General features: G+C 56.3%; 28 protein-coding genes. 19 read left to right on the top strand and 9 right to left on the bottom strand.

Annotated features, from left to right (window positions below; all coding sequences use genetic code 11):
- Window positions 1-223 precede the first annotated feature (223 nt).
- From BLL36_RS24495 to BLL36_RS24455, 9 genes are all read right to left on the bottom strand, one after another.
- Window positions 224-769 carry a hypothetical protein gene (locus BLL36_RS24495; protein ID WP_076954186.1) on the bottom strand — a complete coding sequence of 182 codons (546 nt, stop codon included), beginning with the start codon at window positions 767-769 and terminating at the stop codon, window positions 224-226.
- Complete coding sequence (locus tag BLL36_RS24490) at window positions 766-1,365, bottom strand: recombination protein NinG (protein ID WP_076954185.1); 600 nt, start codon at window positions 1,363-1,365, stop codon at window positions 766-768. The genes BLL36_RS24495 and BLL36_RS24490 overlap by 4 nt, the downstream gene beginning before the upstream one ends.
- A complete protein-coding gene (locus BLL36_RS24485; protein WP_076954184.1) occupies window positions 1,362-1,664 on the bottom strand; it encodes a hypothetical protein in 303 nt (100 codons plus the stop codon). The genes BLL36_RS24490 and BLL36_RS24485 overlap by 4 nt, the downstream gene beginning before the upstream one ends.
- Window positions 1,661-2,176: a hypothetical protein gene (locus BLL36_RS24480; protein WP_076954183.1), complete on the bottom strand. Its 516-nt coding sequence runs from the start codon at window positions 2,174-2,176 to the stop codon at window positions 1,661-1,663. Before BLL36_RS24480 ends, BLL36_RS24485 begins: the two co-directional genes overlap by 4 nt.
- Window positions 2,173-2,970: a hypothetical protein gene (locus BLL36_RS24475; protein ID WP_076954182.1), complete on the bottom strand. Its 798-nt coding sequence runs from the start codon at window positions 2,968-2,970 to the stop codon at window positions 2,173-2,175. Before BLL36_RS24475 ends, BLL36_RS24480 begins: the two co-directional genes overlap by 4 nt.
- Window positions 2,957-3,934, bottom strand: a complete 978-nt coding sequence (locus BLL36_RS24470; protein WP_076954181.1) for an SIR2 family protein — start codon at window positions 3,932-3,934, stop codon at window positions 2,957-2,959. Before BLL36_RS24470 ends, BLL36_RS24475 begins: the two co-directional genes overlap by 14 nt.
- 1 nt (window position 3,935) lies before the next feature.
- Window positions 3,936-4,760 carry a Rha family transcriptional regulator gene (locus BLL36_RS24465; protein ID WP_076954180.1) on the bottom strand — a complete coding sequence of 275 codons (825 nt, stop codon included), beginning with the start codon at window positions 4,758-4,760 and terminating at the stop codon, window positions 3,936-3,938.
- A 69-nt stretch (window positions 4,761-4,829) separates the two neighbouring features.
- Window positions 4,830-5,252: a phage regulatory CII family protein gene (locus BLL36_RS24460; protein WP_076954179.1), complete on the bottom strand. Its 423-nt coding sequence runs from the start codon at window positions 5,250-5,252 to the stop codon at window positions 4,830-4,832.
- An 82-nt stretch (window positions 5,253-5,334) separates the two neighbouring features.
- On the bottom strand, window positions 5,335-5,547 hold the full coding sequence (locus BLL36_RS24455; RefSeq protein ID WP_076954178.1) for a transcriptional regulator: 213 nt from the start codon (window positions 5,545-5,547) through the stop codon (window positions 5,335-5,337).
- Between the two features lie 82 nt (window positions 5,548-5,629).
- Between BLL36_RS24455 and BLL36_RS24450 the strand changes: the two genes are divergently transcribed.
- The 19 genes from BLL36_RS24450 (at window position 5,630) to BLL36_RS24360 (ending at window position 16,944) form a co-directional block, all read left to right on the top strand.
- Window positions 5,630-6,298: a LexA family protein gene (locus BLL36_RS24450; protein ID WP_076954177.1), complete on the top strand. Its 669-nt coding sequence runs from the start codon at window positions 5,630-5,632 to the stop codon at window positions 6,296-6,298.
- Between the two features lie 19 nt (window positions 6,299-6,317).
- Window positions 6,318-6,545 (top strand): BAR domain-containing protein, encoded by a 228-nt coding sequence (locus BLL36_RS24445; protein WP_076954176.1) that lies wholly within the window; start codon window positions 6,318-6,320, stop codon window positions 6,543-6,545.
- 73 nt (window positions 6,546-6,618) lie between these two features.
- Window positions 6,619-6,927, top strand: a complete 309-nt coding sequence (locus tag BLL36_RS24440) for a hypothetical protein (protein WP_076954175.1) — start codon at window positions 6,619-6,621, stop codon at window positions 6,925-6,927.
- A 22-nt stretch (window positions 6,928-6,949) separates the two neighbouring features.
- Complete coding sequence (locus tag BLL36_RS31385) at window positions 6,950-7,168, top strand: hypothetical protein (RefSeq protein ID WP_076954174.1); 219 nt, start codon at window positions 6,950-6,952, stop codon at window positions 7,166-7,168.
- Window positions 7,169-7,336: 168 nt separating this feature from the next.
- Complete coding sequence (locus tag BLL36_RS24430) at window positions 7,337-8,401, top strand: hypothetical protein (RefSeq protein WP_076954173.1); 1,065 nt, start codon at window positions 7,337-7,339, stop codon at window positions 8,399-8,401.
- Window positions 8,402-8,443: 42 nt separating this feature from the next.
- On the top strand, window positions 8,444-8,995 hold the full coding sequence (locus BLL36_RS30780; protein ID WP_130925994.1) for a hypothetical protein: 552 nt from the start codon (window positions 8,444-8,446) through the stop codon (window positions 8,993-8,995).
- Window positions 8,996-9,763: 768 nt separating this feature from the next.
- Complete coding sequence (locus tag BLL36_RS24420) at window positions 9,764-9,982, top strand: hypothetical protein (RefSeq protein ID WP_076954171.1); 219 nt, start codon at window positions 9,764-9,766, stop codon at window positions 9,980-9,982.
- Window positions 9,983-10,047: 65 nt separating this feature from the next.
- Entirely contained in the window at window positions 10,048-10,623 is a 576-nt protein-coding gene (locus BLL36_RS31380; protein WP_231998972.1) for a hypothetical protein, read from the top strand.
- A 164-nt stretch (window positions 10,624-10,787) separates the two neighbouring features.
- Window positions 10,788-11,039: a DUF1654 domain-containing protein gene (locus tag BLL36_RS24410; protein ID WP_076954170.1), complete on the top strand. Its 252-nt coding sequence runs from the start codon at window positions 10,788-10,790 to the stop codon at window positions 11,037-11,039.
- 508 nt (window positions 11,040-11,547) lie between these two features.
- The gene (locus BLL36_RS24405; RefSeq protein ID WP_076954169.1) at window positions 11,548-12,066 is read left to right on the top strand and encodes a hypothetical protein; all 519 of its coding nucleotides are present in this window, start codon (window positions 11,548-11,550) and stop codon (window positions 12,064-12,066) included.
- Between the two features lie 188 nt (window positions 12,067-12,254).
- The gene (locus BLL36_RS24400) at window positions 12,255-12,557 is read left to right on the top strand and encodes a hypothetical protein (RefSeq protein ID WP_076954168.1); all 303 of its coding nucleotides are present in this window, start codon (window positions 12,255-12,257) and stop codon (window positions 12,555-12,557) included.
- 296 nt (window positions 12,558-12,853) lie between these two features.
- Entirely contained in the window at window positions 12,854-13,291 is a 438-nt protein-coding gene (locus BLL36_RS24395) for a hypothetical protein (protein WP_076954167.1), read from the top strand.
- Window positions 13,288-13,479 carry a hypothetical protein gene (locus BLL36_RS24390; protein WP_076954166.1) on the top strand — a complete coding sequence of 64 codons (192 nt, stop codon included), beginning with the start codon at window positions 13,288-13,290 and terminating at the stop codon, window positions 13,477-13,479. Before BLL36_RS24395 ends, BLL36_RS24390 begins: the two co-directional genes overlap by 4 nt.
- On the top strand, window positions 13,476-13,670 hold the full coding sequence (locus tag BLL36_RS24385; protein ID WP_076954165.1) for a hypothetical protein: 195 nt from the start codon (window positions 13,476-13,478) through the stop codon (window positions 13,668-13,670). Before BLL36_RS24390 ends, BLL36_RS24385 begins: the two co-directional genes overlap by 4 nt.
- Before the next feature lie 159 nt (window positions 13,671-13,829).
- Window positions 13,830-14,924 (top strand): hypothetical protein, encoded by a 1,095-nt coding sequence (locus tag BLL36_RS24380; RefSeq protein ID WP_076954164.1) that lies wholly within the window; start codon window positions 13,830-13,832, stop codon window positions 14,922-14,924.
- Entirely contained in the window at window positions 14,924-15,667 is a 744-nt protein-coding gene (locus BLL36_RS24375; RefSeq protein ID WP_076954163.1) for a hypothetical protein, read from the top strand. The genes BLL36_RS24380 and BLL36_RS24375 overlap by 1 nt, the downstream gene beginning before the upstream one ends.
- Window positions 15,664-16,227, top strand: coding sequence for a siphovirus Gp157 family protein (locus BLL36_RS24370; RefSeq protein ID WP_076954162.1), 564 nt, complete (start codon window positions 15,664-15,666; stop codon window positions 16,225-16,227). The genes BLL36_RS24375 and BLL36_RS24370 overlap by 4 nt, the downstream gene beginning before the upstream one ends.
- A 7-nt stretch (window positions 16,228-16,234) precedes the next feature.
- On the top strand, window positions 16,235-16,477 hold the full coding sequence (locus BLL36_RS24365) for a hypothetical protein (protein ID WP_076954161.1): 243 nt from the start codon (window positions 16,235-16,237) through the stop codon (window positions 16,475-16,477).
- Window positions 16,474-16,944: a hypothetical protein gene (locus BLL36_RS24360; protein WP_076954160.1), complete on the top strand. Its 471-nt coding sequence runs from the start codon at window positions 16,474-16,476 to the stop codon at window positions 16,942-16,944. Before BLL36_RS24365 ends, BLL36_RS24360 begins: the two co-directional genes overlap by 4 nt.
- Window positions 16,945-16,960 lie beyond the last annotated feature (16 nt).

The raw sequence follows: 16,960 nt of genomic DNA, 5'->3' as shown, positions 1-16,960 counted from the left end.
TTGACTAACCTCCTTCGCAGACGGTACCACTACGCTTGGCTGTTGCAGTTTTTGAACAAGATACTTAAGTACAACAAGAATCAGGTACCCAACAGCGCCGACTACGAGCAAACACCCTGCTGCCGATGATCCCGATGGGACACGGTCATCGATCCCTAACGCGCAAGATCGACAGGATAGGTAAATAATCTCTCACTTTCTCACTCAATACAATTACTTTTTGCTACGCCGCGCAACTTTCGATCAAGCCCTCCGCGTCGAGCAGTTCCTGGGCGGCTGTCAGCGCCTCGTTCACTTGGTCATCGAGCGCCTTGCGAATAGTTGATCGCCACCGGTACCGAGTCGATTCTGGTTTGCCGTCGTTGTCCCAATTGGTGATGTCGTACCAGGCGGCCGGCAGCACCGCTGCAGAACGCTTGCCCTCGGCACCGGCAACTTGCGGAATGGCCCAAGTCAGTACAGCACATTCACGGAAGCGTTTCGGCGCCGGCGTGCGCACCGAGTTGAGCAGCTCCAGTATCGCGCCGTGCTTTCGTTCCTCATGCGTCGAGTACTTCGCCACCAGCGCGCGCCAGTGCACCGGGGTCAGCGCTTTGTGAAGCCGCCCAAATACCCAGCAGTCCTGGAGAAACGCCGCCTCTTTGCCGACGATCTCCCCTTTCTGCTTGGCGCACTGCACCTTCGGCTCAAAGTCGCAGCCGCCGGCAGAACTGATGGTCTCGGCCGCAAGGGCGCTAACTACTGCTGAAACAACGTTGCGATAGGTCATGCGGCCTCTCCTTTTTTCAGTTCTCTTGTCTTTGCCCGGTAATAGGCCTTGATGCCCTTGATCTGCTCGAGGGAGTACTTGCGCGGCGCCTGATCAGCCTCCAGCGCGTCGACTGCCTCCTGGCCGATGCGCTCGATCAGGCCTATCCGGTAGTCCACGGCGTTGCCGGATAGGAACCGGTTGTCCTGCTTGCTCTGTGCGTGGCAGTTGCGCTCATCGAAGCGCAGGTGCGGTGCGGAGCCGACGCTGCGGTAATGGCCTGCATCTACCGCATTGCCGCTCCAGTCCAAAGGTTTGCCACTGGAGATGCACAGGTGGCCGGCGGCCTGGTCCCGGGCTCGGATGTACGCGTTGAATGCCTGTTGGGCCTCGCGCATGTGGTCGCCGCGGGACTTCAGCTTCTCTTTGCGGACCTTGATTTCCTTGCGCTCGATTTGCGCCAGGGCCTTGCGGGCCTTCGGCTGGTGCCTGGGCGCGTCGATCATTGCGCAGGCCGGGCTGCAAACCGCCTGCCCCATACGCGAAGGGACGAATGAGGCCCCGCACGTAGCAACGCGGCATTTCTTAGGCTTGGCCGGCTTCCGCTCGATAGTCATACAGCCTCCTTGGCTCTTTGCTGCTCATGGGTGAAGTCGCCGCGCAGAGGCATCAGCTTGTATTCGCAAATTGGCCCGCGCATGACGTAGGCCTTCCGGCGCGCTTCCAGAGGCTCACCATTCACCTCGATCACCCAAATCTGGCTCCCAGTCGTATTGCGGTACTCAACCCCTTCCCAAAAATACACAGCTGGTGAACCGAGGCTTTTGACCAGGGAAACTGTTCTTCCTACGTTCGCTTCACGTGCGCGACGATCAACGATCATCGCCAGGTCGCCCGGCTTGAAGTTATGGCTCATGCGGCCTCCTTGAACGCTTCAAATTCCGCCATTTCGGTCAAGCGCTCTTCCGTGAGCGTCGGCCAATCGTGCAGCACCAGGTACGCGCAGCACTGGCGCCAGAAGTCTTGGAAGGTCTCCTCCCCCATTGAGTCGTAGGAAAGGCTGCGGGGTGTCTTGCGGGTGAGCTGGCCCAGACCTGGGATATCGAACGCTTCCTCGTCGCAGTACACGCCCGACTCCAGTTGCAGAGCCTTGATTGCGTCGTGGGACTGCTTGCCGGAGAACCGGTCGATGTTCTGGCTAAGCACGCGGCCCAGGCCGTGGACCAAACCGTTGAATCGTGGGTTGCGCGGCTGCTTGAGATCGGCGCGGATCTTCGTGTTGATCCGGAAATCCCGCTCGCGGAGGATTGAGCGGTCGGCGTCGGAGGACGGCACGAACGCGGCTACCTCCTTGCCGGTAGCAGGATCGACCAGTCGGCGCAGCACCAGGTACACGGGCATTGGGCGAGGCTTTGCTGGCTTGCTCATTGCGCCGCCCTCTTCGCTTCCAGTTCCTGGGCCTGCCTGATCAGTAACGCCCGGCGATCTGCCAACTCGTTGGCCGCTGCTATCCGTATTTCGTCCTTCTGCTCTGCGCTAGCCTTGCGCATTTCCAGCATCGAGCTCTTCACGAGCTCCAGTTTCTGGCGAAGTGCCGGCTCCGGCTTGGTGACTGTGCCAGCGAGCAAGCCAGCAATGGCCCGGCCGTCCTCAGTGATCGGCTCGACGCTCAGGTCCGCCAGGTACTTCTGGGCGTGTTCGCGAGGGATGCGCTTCAGCTCCATGGCCTTGGTGACAGCCTGGATTCGGCGGTTGGCGTCAAAGCCGACCGAAACGTGCCAATTGACCGGCTTCGCATCCTCGCGGGACTGGCCCACGAACCGTTGGTAGGCGTCGATGAATGCCATGCGCGCGCCGATTTTGTCGCCGCCGTCCAGGATTGGTTTCGCGGCAGCCAGTGCCAGCTGGATCTCGTCGGTCAGCACCACGGTTTCATATTCGTCGTTGGTGGTCATCGCAATTGCCCAGGCCTCGTCCTTCCCAGGGCGGCCGTCGGATGTCTGGACACGCTGCAGGATGTCAGCCATAGCCAGTTTGCCCTTCACTTCGAAGCGGCACGCCTTCAGCGCCGCCTTGACGACGGGCACCGGGTAGGCGCAGAGGTCTTCTGCCATCATCGCAGCAGTCCCAGGGTTCATCTCCTGGCCCATGGCCTCGGCCGTTGCGCAGATGGCGGCGGCAAGTCCGGCAACCTGCTGGTCGTTCATTTCAGAGGTATTCATTGCGGTCACCTGATTGGCGTTTGGCCAGAACCATCTGGGCGGCCTGCTCGGCTGCGGAGTGGTTCGCCTCAGTCCGCTCCATTTGGCGGGCGGTTGTGCCGTTGATGCGCTGACCGGTGACCCACTGGGTGTGGTAACTCTCGGCGTTCGCCAGCAGTTCGTTGAGGCTGTGGCACTTGCGCAGGACGGCGGCGTCGCTGGTTTTCAGGAAGTGGGCGGCCACGTGGTGGGCGACGTCGGCGCCCAGGCGGTCAACCAGTTGTCCGAGCTGGCCGCCGACCTTGGCGTTCCACACAGGCCATGCGCCGTAGCGCTTGCGGTAGGCCATGGCGTAGTTCGCCCAGACCTTGAAGGTTTTGCAGGTCTGGTCTTTGGGGCCAGGCATGTCAGCGGGGATCTCGACCCTTGGGGTATCGGTGCGATCAACCACCAGAACCAAGCCGCGGGACTGAACCGGCTTGCCGGTGGCGTCCTGCAAGTCCTGACTGGTGTCCTGATTGGTACCCTGATGATTGGTATCCTGATTTGTCGGAGATTTATCCGACCCTTGCTCGGATTTTTTTCCGACCTTGCTCGGAGATTTATCCGCGGTAGATCGGATTTTTTTCCGACCTTTGTTTTTGGGTGGGGTCGGATATTTTTCCGACCCATCAAGCTTCTGGTTCCACTCGACGGCCTTCTCGGTGAGGCGAAAAAGCGTGATGTTTGAAGTGCTGGAAAGCTCAATCAAACCGGCCTCTTCCAGGGCCTTCAGCATGCGGTAAGCGGTGTCCGGCTTATCGGTAAGCAATGGCAGCTCTTCGATGATCTTGGCCTTGCTCAGCGCGAAGAAGATCCCGTCATCAGTCTTGATTGGCTTGGTCCAACTCGGGCAGCCGTAGACGAAGGCGAACAGCAGGGCCTGCTGAGAATTCAGCCCCCACTCCAGCGCCTTCACCTGGTTAATCGTGACGGTGTATTGCATGTCAGGCCTTCCCGACCTTAGCGGCCAATTCAAGGAAGCGATCCACGTACCAGTGAGGCTGCGTCTCGCGGGGGCATTGAGGGCTGGTGAGGTTCTTGCCGTAGGCCAGGCCCTTCTCGGTCACGGACCAGAAATCGACCATTTCCTGCTTGGAGTTTTTGCGCTGGAGCAGAGTCAGGAAGCCGTGAGCCTTGAGCGCGAGGTTGAAGGCGCGAGCGGTGCTGGCAATGGCGTGTTCTTTGATAAGCACGGTGATTGCCTTGGTCGGCATCGATGACCCGCCAGCGGCGTCTGGCGCGGCGTCCACGGCGTAGCCTGGGAGGAATTTGGCGTCCAGGCCGTTGTTGGCGGCGATCTTGGCCAGCATCAGCATTTTGCTAGAGGGCGCTGGCTTCAGCATACGGTCAAAGCACTCCAGAATGGCAAGCTCGCCGATGATCTTTGGATTGCTTGGCAGTGCGCGGGCGCGCTCACGATCCTCAAGCGCCGTCATGCGATCGAACACCAATGCCTGAAGCTCATAGCTGTACGACATGGCGATAAGGCAGGCTTCACGCTTGGGGAACACAAAGCACTTTTGTACGCGGCTACGGGCATCAAGGTAATCGGCTGAAAATTTAGCCGATTGATCGGCGCCGAGAACACGCGGCACTTTGGCGATCAGGTTCTTGTGCGTCAGGGTCGGCTCGCCCTTCTTGCGCTTGGAGTTGATGAAGTCCACCAGCTCAAGACTGGACATGGAAACACCGCGCGCCACGTTTTCAGATTGCGAAAAACGTGGCGCGATATTGTTGGGGGTATTGATCGATTCGGTGTGTTGGTGCATGATTCGCTCCAGTTGTTTACTGCTGTAGAAAAAGCCGACCTTGACCGTCGGCTTTTTTGTGCCCGGAATTCAGGCGGCTTTTACCGATTCATCCATCACGTCCAAGGTTTCCCGAATGTGGCCGATCTCGCGGCGGATGGTCGATTTGTCGAACTGGCACACGTGGCCATCTTTCAACGCTTCGTGCACCGCGATGGTCAGATCGGCAAACTCTTTGCTGACGCTGATCATGGATTTGGTGAGTTCTTGCGGCTTCGGGGCGGTCTTCGCTACCAGGTCAAAACCAAACTCCCCGGCAAGCGTGATCAGCGGGCGCATGTCCCCGGTGTGCAGCAAGATCCCGAACAGATGCTCCACGGTCAGGTGGTGAGCCTCGTTGTCCGGATTCGCGCGTTGAAGCAGGCCTACGTGCGGAACACCCATCTTTGCGGCCAGGGACTTGGGCTCGTTGCCCTTCACTGCTGCCTGGCATGCATCCAAAAAGTCTTCCATTCGTAAAACCTCAAATTTGTTTCCGTGGCGCCCTGCTGGTGCAGAGGCGATCATTTGCTCAATGGGGCGGTGGAGATGGATGTCAGGCAGCGGATCTGGCGCGCTTCTGTGGCATGCACAGCTCGCGAGCAGTAATCTTCCCACCGGTCAGCTCTTCAGCCCTGAAAGCCTTTTCGGCGCGCATCGGGTGAATCCCGGCAACCCAGTACGAAACTGCTGCTTGGGAAACGTCGAGCGCTAAAGCGGTTTTGGTTTGCCCGCCGAAGAAGTCGACGAGCTTTTCGATAGGGGTCATATGAGAGCCCTCCTGATAAGCCTGCTTATATCCTAAGTAGAAGCAGGCTTATTTGCAAGCCAATAAGGGAACTTATAAATTCATGTGCATGAGCACACTTGCAGAACGTCTAAAAGAAGCGCGGAAACACGCGAAGCTGACCCAGGCAAAACTGGCGACGGTTTCCGGTGTTGAGCAGCCCCTGATCTCCCAGCTGGAGACAGGCAAGAACCTTCAAAGCGCACACCTTCCAAAATTCGCCCACATATGCGGCGTGAGTGCTATTTGGCTGTCGGACGATATTGGCCCCATGGTCATTGACTCAAAAAAGGAAGAGTCGAACGTATCGCTGGCTGCCCAGAATCCTCAGAGCTTCCGCTATCCGGTGATTAGCTGGGTGTCTGCGGGCGCTTGGTCTGAAGCGGTGGAGCCCTACCCGGCTGGAATCTCGGACACCTACGAGTTTTCGGAGTACGACTCCAAAGGCCCTGCCTTCTGGCTGAGAGTTAAAGGTGACTCGATGACGGCGCCCGCTGGCCAGAGCATCACCGAGGGCACGCTGATCCTGGTGGACACTGAGGCTGAGGTTGCCCCAGGTAAGCTGGTCGTAGCCAAGCTGCCGGACAGCAACGAAGCGACATTCAAGAAGCTGGTCAGCGACGGCGGCCGGCTGTTCTTGAAGCCGCTGAATCCAAGCTACCCCATCGAGGCGGTCGATGAGAATTGCCGGATCGTGGGCGTGGTAGTGCAGGCGTTGCAGAAGTTTTACTGACAATCCTCGAGGATTAGCCATGCCCCTCACCAAACCGAACCAGCAGCTACGCCGCGACCTCAAGGCTATTTCTTTCAACCTTGAACAGTCCTGCATCGACTTAGGCAAGCTTGCGAAAAAGCTGAGCGATGCCGACGCCATAGCCCTGGCGGGGTTAGTAGGAACGCTTTACGAGGAAGCCGGCAGGCTGGTTGGGTATGCGGATGAGGTGAAGGCCGGGCGGATCACCAGAAGCAAGCCCGAATAGACGCGTCTGACGCGGCAACATAGACCGAACTATCGCGAGCTGATCGGCGCTCGCGCGCACAAGGAATGTGGTGATGAACGCTTTACGGATTGTGGCCCTGCTAGTCGCACCTCTTATCCTCTCGGGCTGCTTCAGCACGCCGAAAGAAAAAACCGAGTACGAAAAACAGATAGACGCAGTATCTATGCCCGTCACGGAAGCTGAGCGGCTAGAGCAATGTCGTAATTTCAAGCAAATCGCAGATCGCCAACAGGTTGAAGATTTTTTGCAGTACGCTCATCGGTCAATGATGGGCGCTTCGGATTATGAATATACAGAGTCACTAGCGCTTTTGCGTCGCCTCAGAGCCATGAAGTGTCCTGGGTATGGATGGTTTTCCTAATGCTGCCACCCAGAGTGAGCCAATGACTGCATGGCGAGAGCAGAGCTTCTGGAGCAAGTTTTGGGTTTGGGCTTGGTTGACGTTGCTCATGGTGATACCTGGCGCTTCCGAGGCGGGCTGGCTGGGCGGAGCCTCATCCAATCGCAAGCGGGTGTTCAGCCCTGGCTTCGTTGTGCTCTGCACCATCGTGGCCGTGGTTGAGCTGATAGCGCTGAACTACTTCTATGGGCTCCGCGAATAAAGCTGAGTGGAGCAGAACTGAAGCAAGCGCGTGATAAAGGGAACGCGAGCGCGAGGAGCGACGCGAATAAAAATAAAAGGCAATATCTTGGTTGGAACAAAATTAGTTGCTTACAAAAAATCACGAAGCACCTAAATTTTACAACATGCAATACAGGGAGAGTTAGCAATGTCGAACGCAAGAAAACAAATCACAATACAGTATCGAAAATTTGTACGTCCTTCGGGTGTTAAATACAGCTTAGAAGAGATGATAAGGTCTGCGATGGACTACCCCGTGGATGGCGGGATACAGCTAAAGCATCGATATTTAGAGCGCCTCCGCGAAGATGGAGCAGACAACTATTTTATCAACTTGTATCAAGACTCCTCTCAAAGTTTAGGTTTCGTATTTGGGGATATACTTCATTTTTCAAAAGGCCATTTGCAGGCATTGGCCAAGACAGCTGATCAGAAAGCACAATCGGTCCCAGTTCAGCAACTGAAAGCGCCTGAACAATCTGAATACGTGCACTCTCAAATGTTCTGGATGATAAAAGACGATCATGCATTCGTTGTTCAAAGTATGTCGCTAAAAACTGCTGACCTTGAGGGCTATTTAGCGTGGTTGTTAAAGACTAAGTCCACAACCCTAGGCTCGGAAAATGAAGTAACCCTGACATCAAAATTTGATATTGGCGATATGGGTGGAGATTTAGCTGATATCCAGGAAATCATTATAGGTGGCGTTGCGACACCTCCACCTCTGAAATTTGACAACAATAGAGAGCAGCCTGAAATCATCGACAAGATAAGCGAAGTCACTGAGCACGGCCAAATCGATACAGGGAGAACTACTGGGTGGGCTACCGCTCGTAAAATTCTCGCTGAACTTTTAGGAGGGGAAGCCAATGTAGCGTCTCTCATGCAGTCTGTGCCTCCAGATGCGGAGTTAGACGTTCAAGTCCACATCGGATTTAAAACCAAGAAGCGTCGAATTGATCGTGTAGCCCTTACCCAATTGGAAACTGGGCTACGCAATCTGCCGGATAGCCAGTTACAGGTCAGAGCTAAAGGCGGAAAAATCGGCAGTGATGGAACTATAAAGCTTCATCATAATGCATCAATAAAGCTAATAACCTCCATGGACGGTAACAATGAGATAATAGGATCGCTATTAGACCCTACTGACGTTTTACGTGCTACAATTGAAGCTTATTCAAACTTTGTCGCTAATGGAAAAATCATCGAGTAAATTAATATGCGGCGACCTACAAAGAGAATGATAGCATCGCTAATGCTACCTCTTTTATCAGGAGTTGCAGCAGCGTACTTCACGCCGCTTTCATTTTGGTTTGACATGAAAGAAGGATTAATTGCATTTCTCGGATTTCTAGCGGCGTCCTTAATGCAAGTCATGCCGATAACAGCAAATTTTGTGCAGGCAGATCGACTTACTCCGAATGACGCCAAGAGGATTGTGGCATCACTAACGAGGCAGCAGTACTATTGGATTGGTCTGCTCAGTGCCACCGTAGCTGCATTGCTAGTTGTAATTATAAGCTCTGCATTAAAATCTCCACTTGAAAAAATTTCGACCGAATGGCACGGAATGACATATTCAAGTATTTGTTGCTTTTTAATTGCTGCAACTTTTAGTTTCGTATTAATAAAAATGATGGGCCTGTTTGAAGGAATGCTCTCATTGCATAACCTACGAGCGCAGTTAGTTCTTGATGCTGCAAACAGAGCAGCTATCGAAAAAAAAGCTGCCATCCAAGCTAGCGCTGGGTCATTGACACCCATGATACCCCCGGGCTATGGCGAAATCGTTGATCAGCCGAAGTAGCGCTATCGCGTTAAGCATGTATTGATAAACCTGTTCACGATTTTTTCACAGCTCGCTTACGGTTACACCAGCTCCTAGTGCACATCCCTTTAAGCCCGCACTCCCCATCGCTGGCTTTTCTTTGTCCGAGAATTGATTGCAAAACGCCAGGCCAGCGCTGGGCGTCTCGCATCTGACGTTGGCACTTTTTCAGCAGCAGCATGTCAATCGTGCATCACTGCCACGCTAGTACGCCATCATGCACACTTGGAAGAAGATATCGCTGACAGAGGATCTAGAACGGAGTCTGCCAGGGCACCAGGTAGATTGCATTTTGATCAACGGATGGACAGTTACCGTCTTCGTCAGGCAGCCCGAGTATGAGGCGATGTTTTGTACGACAGGTATCAACCTAGCCAAGCTTGCAGACAGCTCATGCGTCCAAAAGCTCGCTGAAGAAATTGCGTTTGAGATCGATATGTCCAAAGGAGGGATCGCCGGATAGCTCTACTGAAGCTTCTTGTATCTGCCCTTCATCGTGCCCCTATTGAGCTGGCAATCCTGGCGATTGCAAACTGGCCGTGCTGACGGATCGGCGCCCCAAGTGTTACAGAGAGCCCGCCCCGTGCGGGCTTTCTGCTTTTGCGACATCCTTTTCACCTGGCATTTACAGAACAGGGGGTAAGGTCGCCCTACTCCTTTGAAGAATTCCCATTAGGCTCGCACATAAGCGGGCCATTTTTTTTGTCCGCGGCTATGCTTTCCCTTCTTTCTATTGGAGACCAAGCAATGCCGTCACCCGAATACTCTCTCTCGGACACCTTGGAACGAATCTACGAGAACCAGCTCGCTCTTGAAGCTGCACTTATGGAGCTGACCTTGCTCGTTGAAGGACAAGGCAATGCTGAAGCTGGCGATAACGTCCGCGGTGCCCTGGAGACGATTGGCGAGAACGCCGGACATATCAAACAGGGGCTTGCCAGGTTGAGAGCCCAGGAGCCGGACTGACGCCCACAAATGGTGGCTGTGCGCCACGAATGGTAGAGTGCGGGCTCAATTACGGGAGGGATCCAATGAAAGGACTTGGGACGTTCGCGCTGATAGCCGGCATCTGCTGGCTCATCTTCGCGCTGAGTATGGATGTGTCCGTCTCGACCGGCGCGGGTGGCCGAGTAAACAACCTGGGGCTCATGGCTGACCGCCAGATCCACACCATTGTTGGCGGAGTGATTGCGCTCGCCGGCCTACTCATGGTTTTGCTGGGCGGTAAAGGCTCCCCTGCTGCTGCCCAGGCAGAAAAAAATACTCGCCCATGCCCAATGTGTGCCGAGAGCATCAAGACTGCTGCGATCAAGTGCAAGCACTGCGGAGCGGACGTTGAGCCTGCCGCAGCACCACGGCTGAAAAACGGCTGGGTCGCCTCGACTACCTGCCGGGACGAGGAAGAGCAGCAAAGCACCATTGAAGCTATTACCGGAACCGGGCTTCCGGTTGTTTCGATGATCGGCCTGGCTGTAGGTGCCGGCCCATTTGCAACGAAGGAAGAGGCCAAGCAAGCCCTTGTGACGATGCGCGACGGACCCAGGCTATTCAGCGAGATCGTTTATAGAGACTCGGTGAGCGGCAAATACCCACCGATCAGCGATTGACACCAACAGGCTACCAGAGCCCGCTTTTGCGGGCTTTTTATTGCGTGGGGGAAAGTCACCCTTAGACCATTTATGCATAAATGCATTATGGATCCAAATGCAGCTTGCCAATATCGCACGCCATCAATACTGTACATATATCCAGTAATGACCAGGAGAGTCGCATGCAAAGTCCAGCTTTTACCACCTCGAAACCGCCATCCTCGTACGAGGCGGCCGGCCGTCGCCTACAAGCCCTGATTGCCTCTCCAGGCGTTCAGAAGTACCAGGCGGTGACCGTGTGTAGGCTGGAGCATGAAGCGCCCGAGGACTGGCAACGCCTTCTGGATGAGATCAGCGAAACGGCCGGCGTCCGAGTCGAGACCCTGGAAGGAGAAACAGTCAGGATCGGCTGGCGAGAATACTGCGACGCATAAGTGAGCCCGCCACTGAGCGGGCTTTTTATCGCCCTCGATAAAAAATATAAGCCTGCTTATTGACGAATAAAATAAGCGAGCTTATATTTGTTCCATCGGGTCACCCAACAGGGACTCGCCAGGGCCTCAGGGCCTGACCGCTCTTTGGTCACACCGATTCACCCTTGCCGGATAACCACCGGCCCAGATTCAAAGGCAGCGATGAACCGGCCTAAACGGTTCAGAGGGTTGGCAACTGACCCGGGCGTGCAGCGTAAAGCGCCAAGAACAGTTATCCAGCGGGAGAACAAGCCGAAAGGCCCGCGGCTGGAGTGACATTTGATTCAAACCGGTGACCGACGCCAGTAGCGGGAAGCCGGCACCAGAAGATTTCACGTCAGCACCTGTATCAGGTGCTTTCGGAAGATGACTGGGAGGTAGCGTCTGTGGAGCAGGCGTGGCATAAACTGGCGAATATGGTCTGGCTTTTGTCGCACCTTTTGATGAGTAATCAACGGAGAAATGAAAAATGGGACTGGACATTTCCGCATACAGCAAGCTGGTGCTCGCGCCTGACGCTAAGCGTGATGAAGACGGCTACCTAGAAGATTGGCAGAACTTTCGCGAATTTAATGATAGTGATGACTTCCCAGGTCGTCTTGATGGAATCGAGCCCGGCGTTCCTTACCATTTGAGTGGCGACAACATAGATTTTCGGGCGGGAAGTTACAGCAGCTATAACGCTTGGCGCGATCAGCTCGCGCAGATGGCTGGTTATCCGCTTACCAAATACATAGGCCCTGATGGTGAAGCTGAGGGGTATGACGCTGGAGCATGGGCGGCTAGCGAAGGCCCCTTCTTCGAGCAAATTCAGTTCACTGACAGCGACGGGAATATCGGCCCGATCATCAGTTCCAAGCTCTCTAAAGATTATGCAGAGTATGCAGGTAAAGCTGAGCAAATCGGCGGTAATTTCTGGCTGCTTTATCAGGAATGGCAGCGTGCGTTTACCTTGGCTGCTGATGACGGCGTAGTCATATTTGGCTAATACATAAATCCCGAGCCACGCACCTTCCGCCCACTTCATAGCGAGTGAGCCCGACACTATAGAACCCGGTTAACTCCGGGTTTTTATTGTCCCGAATTTATCCATCTGTACACATATCCCTGCGCCCTTCGGCAACCAGCGGGAGGCATGAGTGTTGACGAATACAGGTGAACCACAGAGGAATCGACATGGCACTTCAAGTTGAAGAGGTCGCGGTCACAGGCGGCTATCGAATCATCGATACAGATCGCAGTGCGGCGTATCAGGGTGTTGCGATTGTGGTTCAGCGCGATGCACACCCGGTGATTGCTGGTTGCGAGATCACCCACGCCGAAGCGCTTTCCACCGCGAAAGCAATGGCGGCCTCTCGCGACCTGCTGGAGAGCCTGACAAATCTAGTTGGGCTGGCAAGGCTCGGCGCCGCGCACCTGGGCAATTACCACGCGGCCCTGGCCGACGCCGAATCCATCATCGCCAAGGCGACCGCCTAACCCCAAACACTGGAGGTCGCCATGCATAACTGTACTAAAACTCAAGCTGTTTGCCGAGGATGCGGCCTCAAGTTACGGGGCTCGCCGTCGTGGAAAGCCGGGCTTGCCTACCACCCAGAGCCGCAAGGCGAGGTACACCGCTGCCACTACGGTGGCTGGGTTTGCTCACGCCGATGCGACATACGCGCCTGCGTCGAACTGGAAGGAACCATGCCTGGTTGCGGATCGGTGAACGGCTATCAGCGGCTGTCGCCTTACGCAAAAGAGAGCATCGAACGCCATTGGCCGGAGGCAGCATGAACGCAGCATTGAAGATATGCCAGGAGCGTTACGACGCTCAGTTGCCTCCAGAGATCAGCGAGGCCAATCCGGAACAGGAGTGGCTGGAACAGTCAGCGGAACAGCTGGTGTGCGGCGTCGATATCAAGTGGAAGCGCCGCCACGGCCAGCCGCAAGCGGTTACGTTTGACCGGTTCTGCACTTACCTGCAAGGCCACCTGAACCAACGCCAGATCGATGGCCTGGACGAGCGCGACTCACTTGCTCGGCTGTTCCTGTCGTCGATCCTCGGCGGCCAGGCGGACTCGCGCGGCCACGCCGCCGACTTGATCGGCCAGCCCCGCCCCATCGAAGCCGCCGAGAAGATCGCCATGGACCTGCTCAGGCCCTACGCCGCCGAAGCTGTAGCAGCGGAGCGGGAAGCGGCCGAAGACGACGTGGATGCGGACCTGTGAGCCCGCACGTCGCGATAACCACCGCTCTGCTCGAGCTTGAGCATCCGGACACAACAGACCTTGCCGAGTCACTGACTGAGGGCCTGATCGTCCGCCACTTCACTACCGGCGCCATCAACGCCGAAGAGTTCCACCACTACAGCGCCTGGCTACTGAAGATCAGCCGGCTGCGTAAGGAGGCAGCATGACCACCGCACCGGTTAGATCGCTGATCGACGAGCAGCTCGACGACATCGAGCGCCGCATCGCCATCCTGGGTTTCGGCCTTCCCTTCAACGAGCTCATCGGCCGCAAGCGTGAGGACCTGGTGCGGGATTTGCCCCAGCGCCTGGCACCGACCATGAAAGGTGGCCGGATTGCGGTGAGGGTCCGACGTTGACAACCCGCCAGCGCACCCGACGCATGCTCATCTGGCGCGGCGCCTTCCCTGTCCTCGCCCTCTTTACGTTCCTGATGCTGCTCAGCGCCCTCGCTGATCGAATCACCCAATAACCATACACCTCACAGCGCCCCGCAAGGACGGCGCGGGAGTATCGCCATGCTCGCAGCAATTGCAGATCGCATTCGTTCCAAGTCCTACGAACTTCCCCTGTCCCGCGATTACGTCCGCCACTGGGGTCTGAAAGAGGCCATCCGGGAGCTGGTCCAGAATGCGCTGGATAGCGAGTCGCCTTTCGAATACGCCTTCGCCGACGGCCAACTGTTCATCACCAGCCGCTTTGCAAGGCTGGAAGCCAGCACCCTGGTGTTGGGTAGTACGTCAAAGGCCGACCGCGCCGACGCCATCGGTAGCTTTGGCGAAGGCTACAAAATCGCTTTGCTGGTGCTTACCCGGAACGGCTACGACGTGAAGGTTTGGAACGGCAACAAACAGTGGGTTCCGGAGTTCCGGCATAGCGACCAGTTCGACGCGGAAGTGTTGTGCATCAATGAGACGCCGGCACATCGGCAGAATCAGGGTGTTGAGTTCGTTGTCTCCGGCCTCACCGAGGAAGACGAAACGGAAATCCGCAGCATGTGCCTTCGCATGCAACCGCCAATGAGCGACGTCATTGGCACTAAGTACGGCCACATTCTGCCCTCCCGGCCGGGGAAGCTCTACGTCGGAACGCTCTTCGTCTGCGACACAGACCTGACCTACGGCTACGACATCCTCCCCGAGCACCTGCAGCTTGAGCGCGATCGCCAAACGGTCAGCGGCTGGGACCTGAAGCAAGTATCCAAAAACGCCTGGATCGACACCGGGCGCCTGGATGAAGTGGCAGAGAAGATCGAGGCGGGCATCCCGGACGTTGAATACGTCGAGTACGGCAGTACCGAGCTTGTACGGGAGGCCTGCTACAGGTTGTTCCAGCAGAAGCACCCCGGTGCCATTGCCGTTCAATCCCAGGAAGAGCTGAACAGCCTGGTCAAACAGGGAATGACCAATACCGTGGTTGTGCGCGGCGCGTATTACTCGCAAGTCGCCAACTCGACCTCATACAAGCAGCAGGTCTCGCACGTCGTTGCCATCCAGACGCCCAAGGCGGCCTTGGAAGAATGGTACCGCGACAACAAAAAATACATGAGCAGGCTGCCAGCCGCTTCCTTCAAGGAACTGGTCAAGCGTGCTGACGGCTGGAGGAATAAGTGATGTCCGACAAAACCAGGATCTGGGATCAGGTCAACACGACCGACCCCGATGCAACTAAAAAATACACCGGCGCAGGTGGTTTTAAGGGCACTGCGATCAGGCCAACCTACCTCATGCGCAAGGCGACCGAAATTTTCGGCCCATGTGGTGAGGGTTGGGGCTGGAACGTTCTAGAGGATCGATTTGACGAAGGTGCACCGCTCCAGGGGCCCACAAAAGAGTGGCCAGAAGCTCCGATGATCTGCGCGAAGCTGCACACCGTAAAAATCGAACTTTGGTACTTGGGCAACGCAGGGCAGAAATGCACGGTTCAGCACTACGGCCATACGCCATTCATCTACCTGCAGCAGGGAAAAATACTTACAGACTGGGACGCGGCGAAAAAATCGTTAACTGACGCCATTGGTAAATGCTTGCAGCCACTGGGGTTCGCCGCCGACATCTACATGGGCATGTTCGACGATCCAACCTACGTCGACACAATCACCGAAGAGTTCAAGCTTGAAAAGGCGGAGGACAAAGACGCCGAGATGCTTCGCCAAAAACAGGAGCGTGTCGACTGGCTTGCTTCTGCGGTTGAGACCATCGGCAAAGCCGTCACTGTGTACGAACTCAAAACCTTGAACGTGAAATACATCCGCGAAGCCACTCGCCGCAATGAGCCCGCGTTCATTGCCCGTATCACTCGCGCATTCGAAGAACGCAAAGCAAGCCTTGAGAAAGGCGCGGAGGCAGCAGCATGACCCAGCTCTACGCACTCACCGGCAAACTCGCCGAACTTCAGGCCATGGCCGACACTGATGATGAAGGCCTGAAAGAGGCTTTGCAGCACGCCATGGACGAGGTTCAAGGCGATTTCAACATCAAGGCTGACAACATCGTCATGTTGCGCCGCAATATCGAAAGTGACGTGACGGCCATCGAAAGCGAAATCGAGCGCCTGGCCGAACTCAAGCGGATCAAATCCAACAGCGTGTCGCAGATCAGCGACTACCTGCGCCGGAACATGGAAGCCGCCAACATCAAGTCGATCAAGCGTCCGCTCTTCACCATCACTCTAGCGATGGGAAGTGAACGGGTGATCGTCGACAACGAAGACGCGGTGCCGGACGAGTTGACCACTGTGAAATCGAGCATTGCCCCGGACAAAAAAGCAATTGCCGCCAAACTTAAGGAAATCCGCGATCACAACGAGGCGGTGCGCAAGCGTATGGCCGCCGGCGAAGATGCCGAACACGAGCTGCTCGAAGAGCCGAAATGGGCTCACCTTGAGCGCGGCGACAGTTCAATCAGAATTAAGTGAGGCAGCCATGATCAGCAACCACCTCAACCTGGTCGAACAGCAACGCCAGCACGCCGACTCAATATCGGAGCGCACCGCGCAGTTCCTGGCGGCCGGCGGAACGATCTACCTGGGCGAAAGCCCGGCGATCAACCCTCCACCGCCGAAGCGCTCCACCAAGATCGATCCCGAAACAATCCTCAAGCGCCGCAAGCCGCCAATCACCAGGGCCGAGCGTAGCGCGCTGCGGAAACTCGCGGAGGCATTATGAGCAAGCGCAAGCGGCATAACCTGCAGGCACGAATCGCCCGGTCGTGCCGCTCGCTGCTGGCATCCAACCACGTCGCAGTGGTCAACATCGACCCCAGCGGCCGCCAGGGCATGATCAATTACAAGTCGCTGAAGAACATCGCGCCGGGGAGGATTGGCCAGGCCGTCTGCGGCATTCCTCACCGGTGGACGATTTACCTGAGCGCGCTCTGTATTGACGCCCGCGGCGACCGCTACAGCAAGTCGGTGGAGATTGCGCCCGAAGGCAACTACCTCTCCGACCACCTGGAAGACGTGATCGAGCATTGCTACAAGAAGCTCCGCGACGAGGCCAACCAAAGCCAGATGGTAGCCTCAGGCTGGATTGCCATTCCCGAGGCGATGTCGCTGGACGAAGAGCACGCCGCCCGGATCTTCGAAGCCGTCGGCGCCTGGCACCAGGTGAAGGTCGACTCATGCGCCGCATAGCCCGCACCCAGCAACG

The sequence above is a fragment of the Pseudomonas cedrina subsp. cedrina genome (assembly GCF_001983175.1).
In the GTDB taxonomy this organism is placed as follows: domain Bacteria; phylum Pseudomonadota; class Gammaproteobacteria; order Pseudomonadales; family Pseudomonadaceae; genus Aquipseudomonas; species Aquipseudomonas cedrina.
The sequence above is the reverse complement of the archived record's forward strand: the minus strand, read 5'-3'. Positions and strand labels throughout refer to the sequence as shown.